This window comes from Nocardia sp. NBC_01327 (genome assembly GCF_035958815.1).
GTDB lineage: Bacteria > Actinomycetota > Actinomycetes > Mycobacteriales > Mycobacteriaceae > Nocardia.
Genome location: NZ_CP108383.1, coordinates 1,523,165 through 1,548,294, shown reverse-complemented (window position 1 = coordinate 1,548,294; position 25,130 = coordinate 1,523,165). Strand labels below are relative to the sequence as shown.

Sequence of the window (25,130 nt, the reverse complement as noted above, 5' to 3'; positions counted from 1 at the left end):
TCCTTCACGATGGAACTCGACTGCCAGCATCACATATCTCGGGCAGCCGTACGGTTGCGAGAACCGTAAGGATCAGCGAACACTCGCCGCGGTGCCGGGCGGTGATGTCAGGCGAAGATGCCGGCACGGCGGGCCGGGTCCGCCAGCACATCCCGGATGAGCAGGCCCAGGTCGGCATCCGCGGCTACCGCGCGATATCGCAGCTCGCAGTGCGGGGTACCGGCCACCATCACCTGTAGCCGGTTGAAACCCTGGCCGGTGCGCTCCCAGCGCGCCTCCGCGCCGAGCCGGTCCACCTCGATCGCCTGATCCCCCACGCGCACTACAAGACTGCCCTGGGTGTTGCGGTAGAAGATGACCTGCAGACCGTCCACACTGTCGTAGACGCCGCCCGGTGCCGCGATGCCGGGAGCGGCCTTCTGCAAGGTGCCCGTCGCCGGATCCAAGGTGGCGCACTCACCGAAACCGGAATGCGAACGCAGATAGATCTGACCGCCGTTCGCCGGTGCGGAGGCACGCGGGAACCGCTGGCCGCCACGGGGGTTCGAGCGGCCATTGCCGTTCGGGGCGTGCGGGGGCTGGCCAGGCATCATCGGCGCGCCCGGGGAACCCTGTGACGGACTACCCGTACCGTTCTGGGCGCCATTGAGATCCGCTGCACCGCCCGGATGGAACGGATCGCCGGAACCCGTCGAATCCCACGGGTTCGTTCCCGGAGTTGTTGACAATGGCGGGTTCTGGGGCTGCGACAACCACGGAGCGCCGGGGTCGAACGGGGTCGTTCCGTTCGGCGGGTACCCCGGGCTTCCAGGCGTCGGCTGACCGCCCTGCACGCCCGGATCGCCAGGCATTCCCGGCAGAACGGGTGAACCCGGCTGATTGGGCTGTGGCGCTCCACTATTCGGCGGCGACACTCCGGGCGGCAGGGAACTGCCGGGGGGCACGGAACCACCGGGCGGCAGCGATTCACCCGGCGGCCACGTGGGCTCCGGCGGTTGCGGCATACCGGGCGGCCAGGTACCGGTCGGCGGCACCGGAATCCCCGGCGGCCACGTGCCGGTCGGCGGCACCGGAATCCCCGGCGGCCACGTGCCGGTCGGCGGCACCGGAATCCCCGGCGGCCACGTGCCGGTCGGCGGCACCGGAATCCCCGGCGGCCACGTGCCGGTCGGCGGCGCCGGAGGCGGGGACACCGGCGGCGGCGAAACGGGGGGCGGTGTAACCGGGGGCTGCGGTTGAACCGGGGGCTGCGGCTGAATCGGCGGCTGCGGCTGAACCGGCGGCTGCGGCATAGGTACCCGTGGCGGGGTCTGCGGCGCGGGCGTGGTCGGCGGCAGCGGCGGATGTGGGTGAACCGGCGGATGCGGCTGAACGGGAGGTTGCGGCGGCACCGGCGGTTGCGGCGGCACGGGGGGCTGCGGGTCCGGCGGAAGTGTCCACGGCGCGAGCTGCATCGGCGGGGTCGGGGTGTAATCCGGGAACTCGGGATTGAACGGGTGCGGCACAACGGGCACGTGCGAGCGCCAATTCGCGTAATCCGGATCATGCGGACGCCCGGCATCACCGGGACCCGGCTCCTCTGGGCCACCGCCCTGACCGTCGTCCCCACCGCGGGTGCGGGGCGGCTCACCCGAACCAGAGTCATCCGAATCCGCGCCACTCCCGGAATCGTCGGGCTTGTCGCTGGTGGCAGGCAACGCGTCCGGGTCGACCGGGGCGGACGCCTGGTCGGGGGCGGGGTGGGCTGGGGGCAGGTCGGTGGCGGGGGGCAGGTCAGTGGCGGGGCGCAGGTCAGTGGCGGGGCGCAGGTCAGTGGCGGGGCGCAGGTCAGTGGCGGGGCGCGGGTCAGTGGCGGGGCGCGGGTCAGTGGCGGGGGGCGTGAAGTTCTTTGCGGGGGGCGGGGATTCGGGGTGGGCGGGGGCGAGTTCCGGGGCGGGGGCTGCGGGGAGGTGGCGGACGGCGCGGGCGTCGGTGAGGGTGCCTTGGATCAGGACCTGGGCGAAGCCGTCGGGGAGGTCGTAGATCGGTTTGAAGCGCCAGGTGGCGCCCTCGGGGGGCGCACCGGTGCGCCATTCCATGACCAGGCCGTCACCGTGGGCGAAAAGCTCTGCGGTGCTGCGGGTTCGGCTCCACGAGGTGGAATCGCTCCGCGCGCCGAGGTGTGAGGTGTGGCCGTCGTAGTCGAGGTCGAGCTCACCGCGAGCGGCGACCACACCGCGCAGACCGTCGAGGTAGGCGGGGTTCACCGAACCGTCCGGAAGCAGGCGCGGGACGCCTCGGTAGAGCGCGTCGTCGTTGTCGGGCAGATTGCCCTCGAACAGCACCGCACCGTCGTAATCGTCTACAGAAATCGGAGATTCGGCTGCTGCGCCACCGGGCGACTCACGATCCGGGGACGAATCGCCGGACGTGTCGGGGTCGCCGGACGTGTCGGGGTCGCCGGTGCCGCCCGGCTGATCTGCGGCCGCACCGGTCACCTCGCCCGGACGGGTCGGCGAACCTGGTGTGGGCAGCGCACTTTCATCGCTCGGATCGACTCGCGGTCGGTGACCTTCCACAGGCACAGCGGCGGGAACGGCGCCGCGTGCGGAGGTCGGGTCGTGCGGCGATGCCGGTGCGGGGGGCTGGTTCGGGGGTGCGGGGCGGGCCGGGTCGGGGGCGGCGCCCGGGTCGTCGGGGGGACGGATCTCGACGACGGTGACGGAGCCGTCCGCATCGGAGACGTGGATGCGGTAGTACTCGACGGGGATGCCTTGGGCGGCAAGGGATGTGCGGAGGTCGGTGCCGAGGATGGCGTGCGGGTCGTCGAGGGGTGAGACGACGAGGACACGGGTGGGATCGGCGGCCAGTCCGACGCCCGGGCCCTGCACGCGCGCGTGGGCGGCCGCCAGTACATCGTTGGCGGCGAGGTTGTCGGCGTCTTCTCGCAGCCGCGCCTCATTACTGCGAGCCGCGTGGTAGCGCGCCGATTCGTTCAGCATCGAGGCGCGCAGGGCGGCCAGTTCGCCGGAGCGCTGCTGTGCGGCCGCGCGCTCGTCGAAGTACTGGACCATGAGGTGCTTGGGAATGTTCTCGCGCTTCATCACCTCCTCGAGGCGTGCGGCCTCGGCGTCGAGAGCGCCGGTGATCGCACGCTCCAGATCGCGCGCGCTGTGGCCTGCGGGGTCGATGCCCAGCCCGCGCGCCAGCTCACCGAGCCGGTCCACTGCCGCCCGACCCGACTCAGCGGCCGTCCTGATATCGGTGGCCAGGTCTGCCAGCGCCGCACCGATCAGTGGCGTGGTCGGTTCATGCGTACGCGCCGGACCCACCTCGGTCCAGGCGCCGTCTGCCCCGGACCCATGCTGCACCACCGGAGGAACGACAACCGACGCCGGATCCCCTGCACCCGAAGCTGATTCGCCCCTCTCCCCCGGTCCGCCCGGCTCCGTCACAGCCGAGTTCTCGCCCGGGCGCGAACGATCGCCAGGCTTGGGCCCGGGGGCAGGCTCAGCAACGCGCTCGGGCTCGGCTGCGGACTTCGGCTCAACAACAGGCTCGGGCTCGGCCCCGGACTTCGGCTCAACAACAGGCTCGGACTCGGCCCCGGACTTCGGCTCAACAGCGGGCTCGGACTCGGCCTCGGACTTCGGCTCAGCAGCGGGCTCAGGTTGGGTCGCGGGTTTGGGGGCGGCGGCGGGGGCGGCTGGGTCGTTGCCGGGGTGGGGTGGGGTGGCGGGGAGGCCGCCGGTGGGGTCGTCCGGGTTGATGTCGGGGTCGGGGGTGGGGTCGGGGAGGTGCTGGGCTGTCCAGTCGGCGAATTCGTCTGCGTGGTGGAGGCGTTCGGCGGCGGATCGGAGTCTTTCGAAGGCACTGTGGGGGTCGCCTTCGCCGTTCAGGCGGATGGTGTGGCCTTGCAGGTCCGCCATGGTGTCGGCGAGCGCGGCGGGGGTCAGTGCGGATTCTTCGGTGTGCAGGCCGGTGACCTCGAAGAGGTTGGTGATGGCCTCGCGCAGGGCATTTCGGGCCTCGGTGCGGTTGCGTTCCGCGGCGGCCTGCGGGGTTTCGTGCGGGGTGGCCGCGTCGGCGAGCCGCTGCTGTTCCACTTCCCAGCGGGTAATGCGGTCTTGGGCCCGGTGGTATCGGTCTGCGGCATCGGCCAATTCGGCGCGGGCGCGGTCGGCCGGGGACATCTGGGAGCGTGGGGTGTCGCCCAGGTCCTGGCGGGTGTGAGTGACCCAGTCGCGGGTCAGGTCGGACTCGGCGACCGGGACGCCGATCATGGCGGCAGCGCGGGCGGCCTCGGCGGCGGCGAGATCATGCTGTGCGGAATTGATCTCGCGGGCGGCGGTCTGCTCCGGCGTCTCGCTCGCGCGGGCGGCGGCGACCGCGTCGTTCTCCGCATGGGCGAGGAACTCCTGGGCCACCTGGTAGCGCTGAACCGCATCGCGGACCGGGACGAGTTCGTCCGTCCAGATCTGATCCGGGTCGAGGGGCATGCGGGACATCTGGTCGATCTGGCTGATCACCCGGTCGATATCGCTACCGGCCATCCGGGGCGTCGCCGCGATGGCCGCTTCGAGATCCGCTCGGGCACCGGCGACTTCGCGCTGCCAGACCTCCACGGGAGTGTCGCCGGTGCCGCCGAGGTCCGCCACGGTGGCGCGCAGCTCGGACTCCAGCGCCGCCACCCGGGCCTCGGCGCCGGTGTGGTTCTCCGCGGCCGCGCGCAGGTCCTCGATGCGGCGGTCATTGTTCGGCAGCTCACCACCCTCGACCCGGGCGCGGTTCTCCAGATAATCGAGAGTGCCGGGCAGGCGTCCCGGGGTCAGGTCGCTGTCGTGCAGTGCGCGGTTCTGCTCCAGATACATTCGTCCGACGGCCTGGTCGCGAGCGTCGCGGGCCAGCTGGAGTTCATGCCGCGCGGTGGCGAGATCGGCCGCCACCTGGCGCGGATCACGCTGCGGCGGCGCGGGTTCCGGCGGCGTGGTCAGGTCGTTGTGCTCACCGGCGAGGCGCTCGAGGTCATTGATATCCGCTTCCCGGGCACGCACCTCCGCTCGCAGGGAGTCGACCGCCTCGGCCAGCTTCGCCGGGGTGAGCCGCTCGTGCTTGTCGATCTTGCCGTCGCGGTAGAGCTCGTAGACCTCGGCGTACCGCACATTGCGCACCTGCTCGACAACGGTGGTGAGCTCCTCGGAGGTGAGCAGCTTGCTCGGATCGCTCACACTGTCGCGGTAGGCCTGGTACGCCGCCTTCGTATCCGCGTCGTGCAGCGCCTGCAGCACCTTGCCGAACTGCTCGGGCGATAAGCGGTCGTGCAAGCCGACCAGGTTCTTCTCGTAGATCGCTATACAGCGCGGGTCGTCGTTGAGATCAACGCCCAGCAGCTGCGACCATGCGCTCGCCGCCTGCGAGGGATTGTCGGAAACCGGTGGCTCGCCAAGGGATTCGCTCATCAAACGCCGCAGCAGCGCCGGGGCGTCCGCATCGTGAAGGGGCAGCACGCCATCGGCGGCGCGTGGATCGGTGGCGGGGTCGTATTGCAGACCCTCCCGGAATGGATCGAGTTCGCCCAGCGCACCGGCGTATTCGGCCAGGGCGGCGAGCAGTTCGGGACGCTCGCCGGCGCGTTGCAGTACATCGTTGATCGCGTGCAGCAGCGCCTTCGGGTCGGTGCCCTTCGGATCCGGTTCGTAGCCGACGATCTCGCCGCGATCGTCCTTGACATGCTTGGCGGAGTACAGCTTTTCCGGATCGACGCCCAGTCGCTCGGCGAGGCGATTGCGCGCATCGAGGACGGCCTTCGGATCCGTCGCTTCGCGTAAAGCCTTGGCGTACTTCAGCAGATCCTCGACCGCCTGCAGGCGGCGCACCTTCCGCACGCCCGGATCGGCCATGGCCTCGGCCAGGCGCTGCGGCGTGAGCTCCTCCGGGTCCAGGCCCAGGCGGCTCGCCAGATTCTTCAGCGTCCGGTCGAGGTCGTGGAAGTTGTCGATGGCATCGCTGCTGCGGATGAAATCCGCCATGCCCTCGATCTGCGCGGCGCGCAGGGCATTGTCGTGCCGCAGGGCCTCGACGGTGCCCGGTAAAGCCTTCGGGCCGAGTTCCATCATCTCGAGCGACAGGCGGGCCGCGACCGCATTGCGCTCCGCGGCAACCACCGCCGGGTCGCGTGGCGCGGCCGGTCCGGAGTCGGGCTCGACATGCGGTGCGACGGATTCGGGTGTCGCCTGCACGACCCGCAGCGGGCCGTCGCCCTCGCGCAACAGCACGAACTTATCGGTGCGACCGTTTTGGTCGACCTCGGAGTAGCGCGCCTGCGGCGACTCGAGATCGATCACCCGCACCGTGCCCTGATCGTCCACACCAATGACGCGGTAGTCGATTCGGAGATCTCCGCGATTGACCGCGGCGGCCAGATCCGGGTGCGCGGCCAGCGCATCCGCCAATCGCACATCGTGATCGGAGTCGCCGCGAATCACCACCAGGCGGTGTGGCCCGCCGACGTCATCACCCGGCGCCAGACCGATTCCGTGGTCGAGCATGACGCCGCCCTCGCCGGCGATCCAGGTGTCCGCGGCGCCGTCGACGAATTCCAGGGCGTGCTCGCGGGCCACGGAGTCGAGGTCGACAAAATGGTTGACGGCATCGGAGAACTCGGTCAGGCCGTCCGCATCATCACGCACCTGCATGCGCAGGTCGGAAATGGTGTGCGCGAGCTTCTCCGGCGACAGATCGTCGAGGCTTACGCCGAGCAGCTGCGCCCAGTTCGAGCGCTCATCGCGAATCTGATCGCGGTGCAGGGCATCCTCGAAGAGCTGGCCTTCCTTTTTGGTGGAGAGCTCTTCATCCGGATCATCGAAATTGCGGGCGGGTTCACCGCCGTTGTTCACACCCTCCCAATTGAGCAGCGAGGCACGCGATTTCTGCGCCAGCCGCTCCAGACGGTCGATCTCGTGCTGCGGGCGGCCCTCGGCGCGCGCCTGGTCCACCCGAGCCTGCGCCCGGTCCGCCAAATCGGAGGCCCGGAACTCTCGCAGATAGCGGCCCAGCGGGTCCTTGTCGAAGAAGTTGATCTCGCGACTGAAGGGGACGCGGCCGTCTTCGGTGTTGTAGCGGTGGGCGACATCACGCAGCGCCTCGATCGCACCGGCGCGGCGCATGAGTTCGTAGGTTGCGGCGTTCACCGCACCGTGCAGGGTCGCGTGGTCGGCGCTGGTGAGTTCTATTCCGTGCTGCCCGGCCAGGCGCACCAGGTCCGCCAGTGCGTCGTCGCGGGCGTCGATGGCGGACACCAGCGGTTCGGGCAGATTATCGCCCCAGTCCCGTTCGGGCGGTGAGGCCAGTTTCGGCTGCTCCGAATCTGGTGGCGGAGCTGGGTTTTCGGGGTAGTCGGCCTCGATCGGCATACCGGCCAGGCGCAGACTCTCCTCGACCTCGGCGCGCAGCTTCGGATCGGCCTCGGTGGCCCACGGCTTGTACTCGAGGCCGTCACGCGTGTGCATGGGGATGGCATCGGGAGAGATATCGGCGATCCGCGCGGTCAGACGTCCGAGGATCGGGAGATCCTCGCGCGCCTTCCACAGCGTCGCGGTCTCCTTGATGATGCGGGCCGGGTTGATGCTGTCGAGATGAGACAGCTCGTGGTTGTGGAGCAGATAGCCGATATCCTTGGCGATCGCGGTCTGGTAGCTGCTGTCATTGCCCGATCCGGAGGGGTATTTCGGTGTGTGGCCGGGGAATCCGTCCTTGAGCCTGCCCCAGAGTCTGCGCAGCAGTCCGGGGCGCGGCTCCACCGCCTTCGCTGCGGGCGTGGCGGGTTCGGCCGGAAGCTTCGGCCGCTCAACCACTTCCGCGCGGCGCACGCCGTCCGGGTCCTCGGTGATACGCAGGTGCACGCGCTCACCGTCGAGCTCCAGGACCAGGTGCGGACCGGCGTCGGGATCGGGGGTGTGGAAGGTGGCGGCCAGCAGGTCGGCGACATCTGCCGCGCGGCGCAGGGTTTCGTGCTGGAGCTCGGTGAGGATGGCGGTGCGGTGTGCGGGGTCGCGCTGCGCGAGGTCGAGTTGCGCGGGGTCTACGCCGAGAATGCGCGCCCACTCGTCCCGGACCTCGGTCAGCATGGCGCGATGCTCGGGGTCGACGGCGTGATCGAGGTCGTGCAGCACATCCGCGAGGGCCTCGACGGCACCGGCGCGCAAGGCATTTCGGTGCTGCATGTCTCCGGCGATCTCGGCCAGGCGCGCCGGAGTCAGGTCATCGTCGGACAGGCCGAAGCGGCGAGCCAGTTCTTCGCGCAGTTCCGAGAGGGACATCAGGCGCGGATCCTGCGGTCCGGCGCTCGGCTGCCGGGGCGGCAGGCCCGCCTCGGGATCGTCGAAATGGCCTTGCTGGTGGGCTAGTTCGGCCAGTTTCTGCAGGGCGCCGAGTGGATCGGGCTGGCGGGACAGCTCATCCCAGATCCCCAGGGCCTCGGCGAGCCTGCCCGCATAGGCACGCTCGTCGTTGGTGCGCGGGCGGTCGCTCGGATCGACCGGAACATCGCGTAGGAAGTCCGCCATCGCACGCAAGGCAGGCGACGCCTCGGCAGGCATTACCGGAAGCGGTCGCGTCTCTCCCTCGGACGGCAGGACCGGCGCGTTCTGCTCGGAGTGCGGCTCGACCGCAGTTCCCACCTCCGGAGCCGCCTCGGCGGTTGCCGGATCGCCGGGGCCCAGCGGCTCCCGGCCCTGACCGCCGAGGCGCGGATCACGGGGCGCGACAGGGGCAGTGGGATCCAATGGCTCCCAGCCCTGGCCGCCTAGACGGGGATCCGGCGCGGTGGGGCCGGGGGTAGCCGAATCTGGTTCCGGGGCTTCGGTTTCCGTGGACTCGAGGTGCTCCGGTACCGGGTCGGGGCGGCCGCCGGCCATCTCCCACAGCCAGTCCGCGCGGTCGGCGGAGATGCGGGCGAGCCAGTCGGCGTTTTCGGCTTCGAAGCGGGCCAGGCGCTCCTCGTCGCTGCCGGGCACCTCCTGATCGGCTATTTCGTGCAGCCAGTCGGCGCGCTCGGCGTCCATGCGGGCGTCCCAGTCCGCCTGCTCGGCCTGCATGCGCTCGTACCAGGTGTCCGGGTCATCGGGATCGGATGCCTGCCGCAGGGGCGGGCCGTCATTCGGCGGTTCCCCGTCACCTGCCGCGGCAGTCTCGGGAGCGTGCTCCGCATCGGGCTCGCGAGCCGCGGGCGCGCCCGGAGGTTTGCCCGAATCGGGATCCTCCGGTCGCGGCTGTGCACCGGACCCAGGCTCGCCCTCATCCCCAGGCTCGTCACCGAAATCGGGGCGGCCCTGATCGTCGAGGCCCGCACGCCAGGCAGCCCGCTCCGCCTCCATGCGAGCGTTCCACTCGTCCTGAATACGCAGCTGCTCCTCGAGCCACGCACTCCGCGCCGGGTCCGAGGCAGCCTCCGGCTCCACCGGCCGCGGGTCAGCGCCAGCATTCGGTTCGGCACCAGGCTCGGGTTCAGCGCCTTGCCCTGGTTTGACGCCAGCATTCGGTTCGGCACCAGGCTCGGGTTCAGCGCCTTGCCCTGGTTTGACGCCAGATTTCGGTTCGGTGCCGGGCTCCGATGCGGCAGCCTGTGGGCGTTCGGCTTCGCCTGTGCCGGTATCGGTTTGGTCGTCGAGTCCGGCCAGCCAGGCGGCGCGCTGCTCCTCCATCCGCGCATTCCACTCCTCCTGGATGCGCAATTGCTCTTCGAGCCATTCGCTCGGCGACGGCTCGGCTGCGGCCTCAGGCTCCACGGGGCGCTGCTCCATACCGGTGGAGTCGGGGTCGGCGCCGGCCTGCCGCTGCTCAGGGTCGCCCGAACCGGTGGCGGTCGCGTCATCGAGTCCCGCGCGCCAGGCGGTGCGCTGCGCCTCCATATTGGCGCTCCACTCCTGCTGGATGCGCAACTGTTCCTCGAGCCAGGAGCTCGGCGGCGGTTCAGCGGGAGCCTCGGGGCCTGCGCGGCGGGGGTCTGCGGCCGGGTCGGGTTCGCCACCGTCAGTGGGACTTTCGCCGGAGTCGATGCGATTCTGATCGTCGAGGCGCGCACGCCAAGCATCCCGCTGCGCATCCATGCGCGCGGTCCACTCGTCCTGGATGCGCAATTGCTCTTCGAGCCACGCGCTCGGGGCCGGCTCGGCGGCAGCCTCGGGCTCGGACCCGCGAGGTTCGTCGGCGGGCGGCTCGGCCGAGGAGCCTGGGGCGGGAGGGCGAGAGCCGGGCGGCTTTTCGCCATTGCCGCCGGCCTGCGGATCACGCGGGGCGGCAGGGTGAGTCGGATCCGTCGACGCCAGCGGTTCCCAACCTTGACCGCCCAGGCGCGGGTCCGGCGGAGTGGCGGGGTGAGTCGGGTCGGCGGGGCCGAGCGGCTCCCACCCTTGACCGCCGAGGCGGGGGTCGGGCGGGGAGATCGGGCGGGGCGGATCGGACGGACCCAACGGCTCCCAGCCCTGACCACCGAGACGCGGGTCGGGCGGAGAAGTCGGGCGGGGCGGATCAGACGGACCCAACGGCTCCCAGCCCTGACCACCGAGACGCGGGTCGGGCGGAGAAGTCGGGCGGGGCGGATCAGACGGACCCAACGGCTCCCAGCCCTGACCACCGAGACGCGGGTCGGGCGGAGAAGTCGGGCGGGGCGGATCGGACGGGCCGAGGGGCTCCCAGCCCTGACCGCCGAGACGCGGGTCGGGGGCGGTGGGGTTGTCGGGGTAGTTCTGGGCTATCCAGTCGGCGTATTCGTCGGCGCGGAGGGTGCGTTCGGCCGCGGCGCGGAGAGCGCGGAGGGCCGCGGGGGCGTCGGGGACGTGGGTGGCGCCGGGGGCGCCGGGGTGTTTGACGGCGATGGTGCGGCCTTCGAGATCGGCCATGTTCTCGTCGAAGTGGGCGGGGCCGAGATCGGCTTCGGTGGTGTGCAGGCCGGCGTCGGTGAAGAGCGTGGTGATGGCCTCGCGCAGGGCTGCTCGGGCCTCGGTGCGGGCGCGTTCGGCGGCGGCCTGCCGGGTTTCGGCCGGTGCGGCGTCGGCGGCGAGACGCTGCTGCTCGACGTTCCAGCGCTCGAGGCGGTCTTCGGCCCGGTGGTAGCGGTCTGCGGCATCGGCCAGGTCCAGACGGGCGCGGTCGGGCGCGGACAGCTCGGAGCGGGGGGTGTCACCCAGCTCGTCCCGAGTGTCCTTCACCCAATCCCGAGTCAGGTCGGCCTCGGTGACCGGAACACCGACCATCGCGGCATCGCGGGCCGCCTCTGCCGCTGCGAGATCATGCTGGGCAGAGCCGATTTCGCGATCGACGGTCTGCTCCGGAGTCTCAGCGCCCCGGGCGGCGGCAACCGCTTCGTCCTGGGCGTGGGACAGCAATTCCTGAGCCGCGTGGAAGCGCTGCACCGCATCGCGCACCGGGATCAATTCGTGGGTCCAGATTTCGCCCTGTTCGAGGGGCATGCGCGACAGGCGGTCGATCTGCCCGATCACCCGGTCGACATCCCTGCCCGCCATACCGGGGGTAGCCGCGATGGTCGCTTCGAGATCCGCACGGGCACTGGCCACTTCGCGCTGCCAGACCTCGACGGGGCTGTCGCCGGTACGCGCGGCCTCATCCATCGACCTGTGCAGCTCGGATTCCAGCGCGGCCACCCGGGCGTCGGCCTCGGTGTAGTTCCCCGCCGCCTCGCGCAGATCGGCGATGCGCTGGGCATTGTCCGGCAGCTCACCGCCCTCGAGCCGACTGCGGTTCTCCAGGTAGTCGACAGTGCCGGGCAGATGCTCGGGCGTCAGATCGCTGTCACGCAGCGAACGGCTGTGCTCGGTGTACATACGCCCGACGGCATCCTCGCGCGCCGCGGCTGCCAGCTGGAGCTCGTGGCGCGCGTGAGCGAGATCGGAGACCACTGCACGCGGATCACGCAGCGGCGGTGTGGGTTTCGGCGGTGTGGTGAGATCGTTGTGCTCACCGGCCAGCCGCTCCAGTTCCTTGATATCGGCTTCGCGGACCTGGATCTCTTCGCGCAGGGATGTGACGACCGCACCCAGCTCCGCCGGCTTGAGCCGCTCTTCCTTATCGATCTTGCCGTCGCGATACGACTCGTAAACATCGGCGCGCCGGGCGGTTTGCACCCCGTTCACCAGTTTGGTGAGCTCCTCGGAGGTCAGCGCCTTACTCGGGTCGCTCATGCTGTCGCGGTAAACCGCGTGCGCCTCTTCGGAGTTCAGGCCGCGGTCCAGCGATCGCAGCACCTCGTGGAACTGCTCCGGCGTCACTCGATCATGCAGGCCCGGCAGCCGATCGGTATAGATCTTGACGTACTTGGCCTCATCGCGGGCATCGACGCCGAGCAACCTGGCCCACGCACTCGCCGCCCCCGACGGATTATCGGAAACCGGTGGCTCGCCGAGGGATTCGCTCATCAACTGCCGCAGCAGCGCCGGCGCATCCTCTTTGTGGATGGGCAGCACACCGTCCGCGGCGCGCGGATCGGTGGCGGGGTCGAATCGCAGGTCGGAGTGGAACGGATCGATCTTGCCGAGGGCGCCGACATACTCGGTGAGCGCCGCCACCACATGGGAAGGATCGCCGTCGCGCACCGCATCATGGATTACGCGTTCCAGGTGCCGCGGGTCGGTGAACTTCGAATCCGGTTTGTACCCGGCGATTTCGCCGAGCTTGTCCTTGAAGTGCTTATTGCCGTAGAGCTCTTCCGGATCGACACCGAGCCGCTCCACGAGGCGGTCGCGGGCCGCGAGCACCTCTTTCGCACCGGCCACCTTGGCCAGCGCCTCCCCGTACCCCTGGACATCCTTGACCACCTGCCGCGCGTACTCGCGATCGGACTGCGCCCATCGCACGCGCCGGTTGCCGTGCGGCTCACGCGAACTCGGATCCGCCAGCCGCTCGGCCACCCGCCGCGGCGTCAGCTCGCCCGGGTCGACGCCGAGACGATGCGCCAGATCGTTGATCTTCTGATTGAGCGCGTGGAAGTTGTCGATGGCATCGCTGCTGCGGATGAAATCCGCCATGCCCTCGATCTGCGCGGCCCGCAGGGCATTGTCGTGCCGCAGATCTTCGATCGTGCCCGCCAGGAATTCGGGGCCGAGATCCATGGTGTACACCGACAGGCGCTTCGCGACGGCATTGCGCTCCTCGCGCACCTCGTCCGGATCGCGCGGTGCTGCCGGCTCGGTATTCGTCTCGGCATGCGGCGCAACGGGTTCGGCGGCCGGTCGCACGATTCGCATCGGTTCGTCGCCGTCACGCAGGAGCACGAACTTCTCCGTGCGACCGTCGACGACCACCTCATGGACATGCGCCTGCGGCGACTCCAGGGGCCGGACGCCTACCTTGCCCTGAGCATCGACACTGATTTCGCGGTAGTCGATTCGGAGATCTCCGCGATTCACCGCGGCGGCCAGATCCGGATGAGCGGCCAGCGCGTCGGCGAGCCGCGTATCGTGGTCGGCCTCACCGCGAATCACCACCAGGCGCTTCGGTCCACCGACATCGCCCGGCGCCAGGCCGATCCCACGATCCACCATGATGCCGCCCTGATCATCGATCCAGGACCGTGATCTGCTGGCGGCGAACTCGTCGAAGGTGGTGTGCATGGCATCGTCGAGCGTGCGGAAGTGCTCAACGGACCCGGACAGTTCGGTGAGTCCGACGGCATCGTCACGCACCTGCATACGCAGGTCGGAAATGGTGTGCGCCAGTCTTTCCGGTGACAGATCGTCCAGGCTGACACCCAGCAGCTGCGCGAAGTTGGAGCGCTCCTCACGCATCTGATCGCGGTGCAGGGACTCCTCGAAGAATTCTCCGGCACTGAAGTCCGCGCCTGGCTCATCGAAGAAGTGGGCGGGTTCGCCGCCATTGTTCACGCCCGGATAGTCGAGCGCCGTGACCGGCGGCGCCTTCTTCGCAAGGCTCTCCAGATACCGGGCTTCCGCCTCGGTCGGCGCGAGCAGTGCGGCATCCGCGCGCTTTTCGGCGAGCGCCGCATGGTAGGCGGCAAGCTTCTCGCGCGCGTAGCGGCCCAGCGGATCCTTGTCGGACATGCTGATCTCGCGACTGAAGGGGACGACTCCGTCCTCGACGTTGTAGCGCACGGCCACATCGCGCAGCGCCTCGATCGCACCCGCACGGCGCATGAGCTCATAGGTGGCGGCGTCGACCGCGTGGTTCAGGGTCGCATGATCTTCGTCGGTCAGCGGGATTCGGTGCTCCTCGGCCACACGCACCAGATCCGCCAATGCGGCGTCACGGGCGGCGACGGCGGCGACGAGGGGTTCGGGCAAATCTCGGTCCCACTGCTTTTCCGGCGGCGCCTCCAAGCCTTCCTTCTCGGGCGGGGCCTGGTGCGGTTCCTCCGTATTCGGTTGCGGTGCAGAATTTTCGATATCCTCCGAGCCGAGTGGACGGCCGCCCGTCCGAATCAGTTCCTCGGCTTCGGCGCGCAGCTTCGGGTTGGTGAACTGCGTCGGGTCGGCCTCGGTCTTCCACGGCTCGTACTCACCGCTGTCGCGAGTCGGCATGGGGACCAACTCGCCGGCACGATCGAGGATGCGGCCGGTCAAATGCTTGAGCAGCGGCATCCTTTCGCGCGCCTGCCACAGCGTCGCCGACTCCTTGAGAATGCGCGCCGGATTGAACTTGTCCTTCAGCTCCAGCAGGTTGTCGTGCACGTAGTGAATGTCATGGGCCGCGTAACCGACCTCCATGGCCAGCATGGTCTGGCCCTTGCTGTCATTGCCGGAACCGGAGGGGTACTTCGGGTTGTGCCCCGGGTGCCCACTCCTGAAGTCGTGCCACAACTTCTTCATGAAACCGCGAGGCGGCTCGTTCGAGCTGGGGCGCGCGGGAGCCTCCGGAAGTTTCGGGCGCTCAACGATTTTCGCGCCGCGGACGCCCTCCGGGCTCTCGGTGGTACGCAGGTGCACGCGTTCGCCGCCGGACTCGAACACCAGGCGCGCACCGTCGGCCGGATCCGGGGTGTGCAGCGTGATGGCCAGAAGATCCGCGACATCCGCTGCGTGCCGGGCGTTTTCACGCATGAGGTCGGTGATGGTCGCGTCGCGGTTCGCGGGCTCGAGCTGATCGGCGCGCACGTCGAGAATGCGGGCCCACTCGTCCCGGGCGGCGATCAGCGCGGAATGCTGCTCGGGGTCGGTGGTGTGATCGATCCGGTGCAGCACATCCGCGAGCGCCTCCACTGCGCCGGCGTGCATGGCATTTCGGTACTGCAGGTCACCGGCCTTTTCCGGGAGCCGCTGCGGCGTCAGCTCGTCGTCGGGCACTCCGAGCGCGGCGGCGAGATCGGCCTGCGTCTCGGCGAGCGACTTCAGCTGCGGTTCATCCGCGCCGGTATTCGGCGGCCGGGGCGGCAGCACCGACTCCGGATCGTTGAAATAGCCGTTGTCATGGGCGAGTTCGGCCAGCTTCTGCAGCGCGCCCAGCGGGTCCTGCTGGAAGGAGAGGGCGTCTGACAGTCCCAGGTCCTCCCCGAGCCGGAACGCATAGGCCGCATCGTCCACAGTGTGCGGACGCGCGTTCGGTTCGAGCGGTACATCGTGCAGGAAATCCGCGACCGCGCGCAGCGCCGGCGACGCCTGCGCGGGCTGCACCGGCAGCGGCACCTCGCCCTCGTGCACCGGGACCGGCAGCGGTTGGGTCTCCGCCGAATGCGGCTCACTCCCCTCCCCCGGCGCGACGGCCGGTGCGGCGCCGGCGGGTTCCGGACGGGGCTCTTCATCGGGGGCGGGGGCGCCCGAGTCGGGTTCCTGCAGTGCGTAGTCGACGGAGCCGCCCTCGTCTTCCAGCCGGTCCGTCATGCGCTTCCACAGTCCCCGGGGGGATTCGGGTTGCGCGGTCGGATCCAGTGGGATCGAACCATCCAGCAGGGTGCGGCGGATATTGTCCACCAAGCGCACCGGATCGGTATCGGTGAGATGGCCGAAACGGGCTCCGAGCGTATCCGACAGGCCGCCGGCACCGTTCGGCCGCGGCACCCGCCAGCCGCCCTCGCCGTCACGCTCCAGCCACATATGCAAATCGACGCCGCCGACCTTGAAACTCTGGTTGCGGTAGCGGTCGGTACCGTACAACCGAGCCGTGTCCGGACTGCCGTCCTTCCACTGCGGCGGCATGGCGAGTTTGCGAGTGGCGAGATCGCGGGCTACGGCCGCCGGGTGCGGGTGGGTGATCGACGGATCCCGATCCGCCAAGCGATGGCCGTCGCTGACGAACCGATCCGACAGGCGGATCTCACTGTCCGGGCCGAGTCTGCGCCCCAGCGAGAACCGCGGGCGGGGAGGCGAAGTGAAGGACTCGGGCCCGAGCTGCCGCATCCACTCGCCGAACCCCATGGTGACGCTGCCGTCCGCGCGGTACCGCAGATAGTGCGAGACCATCTCGTTGATGGCGTCCGCCGCGTAAGGAGCGCGCATCGGACCTTCGGCTTGCGGCCAGTTGATCTTCTCCACATGTACGCCGCCTTCACCATCCGGCGACACCTGGCGGTAGTCGAGACTGAATGTCCTGTCCCACAGCACATTGCTGAGCTTCGGGTGCGCGGCGGCCAGCTCCTGCAAGACCCGCATATGATCGCCCTCGGTGGCGAAAACGACCATGCGGCGACCGTATCCGAGGTCATTCGGAATGGTGATGACATGGCGGGTCAGCCGCTGCACATCGGCGGGCTTGCGGAGCTGCGCCTCCGCTTCCGCTGCGCGGGCGGCCAATTCGTTGCCCTCGGCCGCGGTCGGCGGGGCCGGATCGTGATGCCCCTGCGGCTCCGCGAAGTGACCGAGGTCGTTCTTCGGAACCGGTGTGCCCCAGCGCATCTCCCGCTGCTCGCCGAAGGCACGGACCACATCTGCGATGGCCTCCGCATGGGCCAGCTTCGTCTTGTCCACATAACGCCGCACCGCCCGCACCCCGGCCTCATGTGCGGCATGCCCCGGGTCACCGGAACTGGGCGGGCGTCGCATCACGCGGTCGTACGCATCGGTGTAGGCCCGTTCGATCGGGCTGACCGGGAGGGGCGTACCCGCCTCGCGGATCGCGCGCAAGCGCTCGATCTCCGTGGCGTACTCCCGCGCCTGCCGCTCATGCGCCTGCGGGGTGTCGCGGATCTGCCGCAGCACGGGCGGAGAATCATGGGAGGGCGGAATTCCGTGCGCCCTATCCCATTCCGCGCCGTGTACGGCCGCCCGATCACGACCGCCGGCATGGGGGCCGTCCGCGATGAATCGAGCCGTGACCTCGCGAACACCGGCACGGTAGGCGGCGGATTCGATTCCGTTGTAGGTGCTTCCGGTCAGCCCGTAGGCGTCTTGTGCGGCATCACGCGCGCTTTTGCGGGCATCCAGATAGGCGCGTTCCAGCGGATCCCGTGGACGTGGACTTCTACCCTTCTGCGCCTCGGCGACCTGGCGATTGTGCTCGTACCCCAGAGCGCGGCTCTCCGCGTCCCTGGTCAGCATGGTGCGAACATAGTCGTCGCGGGTCAGCGCGAAACGCTCCAGCGGTCCCTCGACCCGGGCTCGCAGCTCCACCTGCGCCGCGGCGTGCACCAGTTCGGCCACATGATCGTGCGGGGACGAAGAGAAGGGCAGCACAACGGTATTCGTCGCATGGTCGTAACCGGTCAGGTCGCCGTGCTCGGGGCGGCCGTTCTTCGCCTGGCCGATGGAGGCTGCCGGATCGCTACTGAAACGGATATCGACACCGTGCCGGAGGAGAGTCTCATAGGCCCAGCGGGAGATGTTCGAACTGAGCTTGTCTCCCCACGCGGCCGCGCGCAGATCGTCCAGATCGGTGATGGCGCGCTGCCTGTCCGCAGCGCTCGGCGCTTCGGGATCGGTTGTGCGCGACTGTGATTCGGGTGCGGGCTGCGGGCGATCGGCGACGGGTACCGGCTCGTGTGGCGGGGAGTGGTCGTACTTCGGCGCGAGCGGGGCCTCGTGGTCCGCACCGCCGGTGAAGCGCTCATCGGCCAGCAGCGCCCGCACACCGGCGAAACGCGCGACCCGGCGGGCGTCCTCGTCGGTGAGGCCGGGATTGTGCGCGCGGGCCTCCTGCGCGGCGGCGTCACTCGCGCGCAGATAGGTGTCGCGCACGGAATCGGCGTAGGTGACGTCCACCGGATTATGCATCGGGCCACCGGTCGGGTCGTAACCGGCTTCGCGCAGTTCGCGAATGAATTCCGCTTCCCGGCCGAAGGATTCGGCCGCGGTGCGCAGCGGATCGGAGCGGCCGGACTCCGATGACGCGGCGTCTATGCGCGCGCCTGCGGCGGCAATGGCTGCCGCCTGCTCCAGTTCACCGCGGCCGTGAGTGTCGATGACCAGCTCGCGCGTCGCCGGATCGAACGAATCGCCACCGTGCGGGCCGCCTTCGCTATCGACGAAGCGGATCGAGACACCCTCCCGCTGCATGGCTTCCAGCACCGCACGGCCGGACTCGGTGTGCGCGAGCACTTCCCCGACCGCGACCAGGTTCGGATCGGGGGCGTGGGACAGCCATGCTTCGGGGGGAGCTTCGGGACCGGATACGAGGTCCCGCACGGCGCTGTGCTCCGGCGACACCCCACTGTCGGACGCACGCTCCGGCTTCGACGGCTCCGAACTCGCACCTGCGGCTGCATGATCAGGCTCCGGGACGTGCTGGCCGAGAGGCGAATGCTCCTCGCGAACAACAGGACCCAGATCCGCCGTGCCATCCGACGACGGAACCGCCGCGGCGGGACGCTCGCCCGGAGACGAATCGGCGGCAGAGGCTGGCAGATCCGCACCGGAACGCGGCGATTCGGCAGCAGGACGCGGCGATTCGACTGCGCCTGGGGTTTCGGCGGGCGGACGCGGGGACTCGGCGGCAGGACTCGGCGAATCAGCAAGCGGACGCGGCGACTCGGCGGCAGGACTCGGCGAATCAGCAAGCGGACGCGGCGACTCGGCGGCAGGACTCGGCGAATCAGCAAGCGGACGCGGCGACTCGGCGGCAGGACTCGGCGAATCAGCAAGCGGACGCGGCGACTCGGCGGCAGGACTCGGCGAATCAGCAAGCGGACGCGGCGACTCGGCGGCAGGACTCGGCGAATCAGCAAGCGGACGCGGCGACTCGGCGGCAGGACTCGGCGAATCAGCAAGCGGACGCGGCGACTCGGCGGCAGGACTCGGCGAATCAGCAAGCGGACGCGGGGACTCGGCACCGGAATGCGGCGGGTCGGCGGGCAGGTTCGGGGGCTCGGTGAGCGGGCGGGCACGGGGGGTGTCGGCGGGGGGTGATGCCGGGCGGCCCAGGTCGAGGGTTGCCGTTGAGGTGGATGAGTGGGGGGCGGGGCGCTCATTGTCGGCGGCGGTGACCAACAGCTGATAGAGCGCCTTAGCGGGCTCGGCGGCGTGCTCACCGTTCAGGATGACATCGGTGAACGACTCCGCCAGCGCCTCTGGATGGTTGAGACCACGCTCGCTGAAGCTGTAGCCGGACAACTCCGACAGGAACGCGGAGAACGTGGGTGGTTTTGTCTCGCTGGGCAGCGCCCGGTAGTGATTGGCCAGGGCGTCCGCCACACCGGCATGCGCCGTGCGCTGACCCGCATTGTCCATCGCATGACCCAACTCGTGGATCACTGTCGCGTAGAACGGGCGGGTACTGGATCCGCGGACATTGAACTTGCTCGTCTCGGAGCTCGCCGTCTTGGCGGCGAACTCGTCCGGCCTGATCACACGGTCGATATTCACGATGATCTTTTTGGTGTACAGCCGGCCGGTGACCGGATCGAACTTCCTGCGCGCCGCGGCGGAGACCTTCTCCGAAGCCTCAGCGATCTCCAAGCCGCGCAGATCGATGGCATCGAAGCGGCGGAGCATATCGTCGACGGCGCGGGCGATCTCGCGCACCGCATCCGGGTGCAGGCGGGGATCGTCGAAGCCGGTGACCTCCAGGTTCCAGCGCTCGCGCAGTTGGTCCGCGACCTGCCGCGGATTCAGGTGCGACCACTCGTCGTCCGGATGAGCGGCCCACTCCGGCGGCTCCTCCGAAACCCAGTGGCCATCCTCGAGATGCTCTGTCTTGCTTCGAGCTTCGGCGCGGGCACTCGCATCGGCCTCGGCCTTCACGGCCGCAGCCTTCGACGGCTCCGCTTCCCTCGCGGCGGCCTTCTCCGCGGCAGCCTTCTCGGCGGCGGTGGTCGCCCGGCCGGCATCTCCCGAGGCCCGCGCATCTCCGCGATCCTCCGACCGCATCGCATCGACATTCGCCGGCTCATCGACCGGACTGCCGGTGCGTGACTCGTCTGCGGGCCTGCGGTCCGGACGTGCTTCGTCGGCGTGCGGGGCATCGGCGCGCAGTGCCTGCGGGCGCGTCTCCGGCGCCGGGCGCGGGGGCGTACGCGCGTCGTCAGCGTGCTGGTCAGCCTGGCGCGCATCATCGGGTCGCACCCCATCCGGCGAGGCCGAGTGCGCCTCGTCTGCCGGGCCACGCACGGAATCCGGTGCGGTAGCCCGCTTTTCGCCGAGCACCTGTTCGCCGGGACGCACCTCGTCGGAGTGCTGCCGGGCTCGACTTCCGTCGTCCGGATTCGCGTCGTCCGAGCGCGAGTGCTCGGGACGAGCTTCCTCGGCGGGCTTCGCGGGGGACGGCTCGGCATCTCGCCGGGGCTCATCGCGGATCGAATCGGACGGGTGCTCCCGGGCTGGGTCCTCATCCGCACGGGGCGTGCGCGAATGTTCGGCATCGGCGCCCGGCCGGTCGGCGGGCGCACCGGCTGCTTCCTCTGCCAGATCACGCTGGGACACGTCGGATTTCGGGTCGGGGCGCGAATCCCGCTGCGGTGAAGCAGCTTCCGGGTCGCTGATCGGACCGCTCTCCGGGCGGGGACTTTCCGACGGATCGGAGGGGCGGACGGGCTCGGAGCGAGGGGCGCTGTCGGAGGGGTCCAGGAGTGCATCCAGACGGCGGTGCAGTTCGGCGAGCACCGGGCTGGATTCACGGAGGTTGCCGTCCGTGTCCAGGGCGTTGAACAGGTCACGCAGGCGCTGCTGCTGGGCTGCCTGGGAGTCGGCGGGCTGGGCGGCGGGGTGGGCGAACAGGCTCGGGTCCAGGGCGTGCCGGACCTGGTCCTTCAGGGGGTCGACGGCCTTGCCGTCGGAGTCGAACAGGATGGCGTGCGTGCCCTGCGTTTCGCGCGGCGTCACCGGCGGATAGCCGTGATCGGTGCCGAGGTGCGGATCCCGGACCATCAGGGTGCCACCGTCATTGACCAGCAGGTAGGCATGCGCGCCGACGCCGTGCTCGTCGGCGGGGCCGGTGTAGTGGTCGACCATCAGGGCCGAGGCGCCCGGGCCCAGCTCGCGCAGCCGGGCGGCGATGGCATCGTGATCGTCGAACGAGCGGAGTCTGCCGCCCGCGGCCGCGACCAGCTCCCGGGCCGACATGCCCTCGGGACCGATGGTGCGAGCAGGCATGCGAATCGACTCATTGCCGGTGAGCTCGCGCAGCATTCGCAGAGACAGCTCGGCGCAGCGGCCGCGCTTCGACTTCGCGGGTTCGCGATCTGTCGAATCCGACTGGTGTGCGGGACCATCGGGCTCGGAGACCTTGCCCGGATGGGCGGTGGCGCCATCGCCGCGCTCCGGGAGACCGGCCCGGGACTCGGGCTTTCGGGCGCCGGTGGTCTCGGGTTCCGACGGACTACGGCCCGGCTCGCCGTCCTCGGCCGACGGGTGAGCCGGTCGCTCCCCCGGGCCGGTCCCACGGGCCGGGCTGTCACCCAGTGGGCGGGCGGCCGGGCTGTCGCCCAGCGGAATCGGGGCGAGCAGCGCGATATTCGGGTCGTCCGGGTGCTGCGCCTCGTCATCGCGGGTCTTGTGTGCCGGATCTTCTTCGGGCCGAAGCACCCTCGAATTCGAGTCGTCGGCGCCGGTCGGATGCGGTGCGGGCGCCTCGGGTGCGGCGACGTCCAACGGCGGCTGCTTCGCCGGATCCCGCTCCGCACCACCCGCCGCCCTGTCCCGGCCCGCATCCGAAGCATCTGCGCGAGAACCGTTCTCGGCATCTGCCCGATCATCCACCGGACGGCTCGAATTCTCGTGGCCCGCACCTGGATCCGCCTCATCGGCAGGAACCTCATCCGTGCGCCGCGCCTCAGCCCCGTCCGGCCGAGGCTGCACATCATGGGCCTCATCGGCCTCGGGTACATGCGAGCCTGCCCGGTCATCCGCCTTCGGCTCCGCATCAGAAGCCTCGTCGCCCTCGGACGCGCGCTCACCGATGACGTCCTCACCCTTCGGCTGCACCCCGCGAACGTCATCGCGGGTATCTGCGCCCTCGTCGGCCCTCGGCTGCGCGCGATGGGTGTCGTCAGCCTCCGGCCCCCGTGCCGCTGAGCCTTCGTCATGCTTCGGCTCCGCGCTGTGGGTGTCATCGGCCTCAGGCCCTCGGGTAGCTGAGGCTTCGTCCGCCTTCGGCTCGGCGCCGCTGAGATCCTCTGCTTCAGGCGCGTGGGGGCCTGCGTCCTGCTCCGGCTTCGGTGGCGCGTTGTCGTGCTCGGCTGCTCGGGAGGCTGGGCCTTCGCCGGTGTTCTGCTGTGGGGCGTCCGGTTCGGCGGAGTTGCGGGCCTGGGGATCGGAAGCGTCGTCCGATGCTGTTCGGGCAACGTTCGAGTCGGCATTCCGCGATGGATCGGAGTCGGTGCCGGTGTTCGGATCGGTGGGCCGCGTATGGGTGTCGGCGGCACCGGTGTGCTCGGTCGACGAATCCGGTGCATCGGTGCGCGGGGCCTCGGGGTCCGTGACATTCGGCGAGGTCGTGAGATCGGATTCTGGTGCGGGGAGCGGGCTTTCGGCGGCATTGTCCCGATGCGGGGCCGCGGAATCGGGTGCATCGGTGCTCGCGATCGTGGTGTCGGCTGCGGGCCTGAGGGAGGCGGGTGCCGGGTCGGCGGCGCGGGTGGGGGCTGTGCGGGCGTCGGGAGAGCGGGGGTCCGATGCTGGGCGGGAGGAGTCGGTGCGGGTTGCGTCACCGGCTCGGGGGGTTGTGGCACGGGAGTCGGGGGCGGTGCGGGGGCTGTCGGCGGGGGCGGCGGGGCGGGTGTCGCTGGGGCGGGCCGTGTCTGGGGCTGCGCTGCGTGAATCCGATGGGCTTGCCACGTGCTGGGGGGCGCCGGAGCCGCTCGTGGCGCTGGAAGTCGTTGTGCCGCTGGAGGTCGCGGCGGCGGAGGTTGCCGCGCCCGGGGACGTGGTCGCTGCGCCCGAGGCCGGGGCATCGGCCGTTGTGGTCGCCAGGTGGGCGGACGAGTCGGGTGCTGCTGCCGGGACTGCGGCCGCACGTGTGGCCGAGTCTGTGCCGGTGCTGGTTTCCGTGCCGGAGGTCGTGTCCGCTCCGGAGGTCGATGCCGCGCGGAGAGTCGAGTCGGCGCCGGGTGCGGCCGGCTCGGCGGCGGCCGCGCGGGTGGTCGAATCGCCACCCGAGGACGAGTCGCCGCCTGCCGATGCGGCGCGGCTGGTCGAGTCCGAGGCTGTGGTCGTTCCTCCGCCGGTTGTCGAGGAGGGAGAGGTCTGCGAGGCAGGCGCCGCCGAGGCGGGTGCGGCGGTTGAGCCGGACGTGACGGGTTGCGCGGAAGAGCTTGCAGAACTGGAGGTTTCACCACCTGCGGGCGCACTCGGCGCGGCGGCGGGTGTGGTTTCTATCGTTGCGATCGGCGCGGACGGCTCGGGCGCGGACGGCTGGGAAGCGTCGGCCGGAGAGTGCGCGGCGTTGGCGCTGGTATCGGGAGCGCCTGCCGGATGCGTGGCGCCGTCCGGTGCACCGGCGGGATGTGTTGTGCCGTCGGGTGAGTCGGCTCGACCCGAGGTTCCGCTGCCGTCGGGGGCAGCGGCGGCCCGGCCGTCGTTGGCCGCACCGGTGCCGTCGGACGCTGGGGAGTGGGAATCCGGTGCGGCGCTTCGGGTGTCGGCGGATCCGCCCTGGTCCGCGGGGGCACCTGCACGGGAATCCGGTGCGGCGCTGACGTCGGGCCGCGGGGCGCTGCCATCGCTGCCGAGGGTCGAATCGGGGGCGGCGCCGAGGTGTTCGCCAGGGACGCCGTGGTCGGTGAGGCTCGAAATATCCGGGCGGTAGCCGATATTCGACATATCGGGGATGCCCGCGCGCATATTGGCGACGCGGGGCTCCATAAAGCTGTGCGCGGCAGCATGATTCATGCCCGACATCGCACCGTTCGACAGACCCTGGGTGAGCATGCGCGGATCGAATTTGGTCGCGGCGAGGTTCTCCGTCGCCTTGTCCCAGCCGTGCTGCGCCCAGTCGAAGCCGAACTGCGCGGCGGTGCCCGCGGCGAATCCGCCGACGGAGCCGATGGCCCCGGCGCCCAGACCCGTGATCGCCCCGGCCAGCAGATGATTGACACCCGCCTTGCCGAGCGCACCACCCAGCGCCTCACCCGCCGGACCGGCCACCGCACCGCCAGCCCCCGAGCTGATCGCGGTGACGCCGACCTGCGTCCAGTTGACGCCCGAGCGGTGCCCCTCCGACACCTGCCACGCCTGGATGCCGAGATCCTGAACGGTGCCGAGCGCCATATTGATCGCCACGTGCTTGACCAGGAATTTCACCAGGCTCGAGGCGAGCAGCCTGCCGACGAACCCCTTGATGGCGGCCACGGCCTCTTCGCCGATGATGCGCACGGCGACCCGGGTCATCGCCGTGACCGCCGCCTCCACGGCGGGCGCGGTGGGCGGAAAGATCCACGCCGCAGCGAAATCCGCCGCCATCAGCACCAGCGACGAATAGAACATGACCTTGGTGTATTGGACCTGGGTCCCGGTCTGATCGACCGAATCACCGATCTGACTGAAGTACCCCGCCAGATCCGGAATGGAGGTACTGCCGTCCTGTTTGGTCTTGCCGCTCAGCAGATCGAAGGCATCGGCCATCGCCTGGACGCCGTCACCGTCCGGATAGGAGGCGAGCGTCGCATAGCGCGCATCATCGACCTGGGAAAGCGTATTGAGCAGGCCGGCACCGGCGGTACGCCAGTCACCCGCCAGGCCCCACATCTCGTCTTCATTGCCCTGCGGCCATTCCATGCCGACGAGGTAGCCCAGCCATTCGAGTTCCGAGGGCAGTTCGATCAT

The 25,130-nt window shown here is 70.0% G+C and carries 1 protein-coding gene; it reads right to left on the bottom strand.

Annotated elements, in window-relative coordinates; genetic code table 11:
* Nucleotides 1-107 precede the first annotated feature (107 nt).
* On the bottom strand, nt 108-25,130 hold the full coding sequence (locus OG326_RS06645) for a WXG100-like domain-containing protein (RefSeq protein WP_327143721.1): 25,023 nt from the start codon (nt 25,128-25,130) through the stop codon (nt 108-110).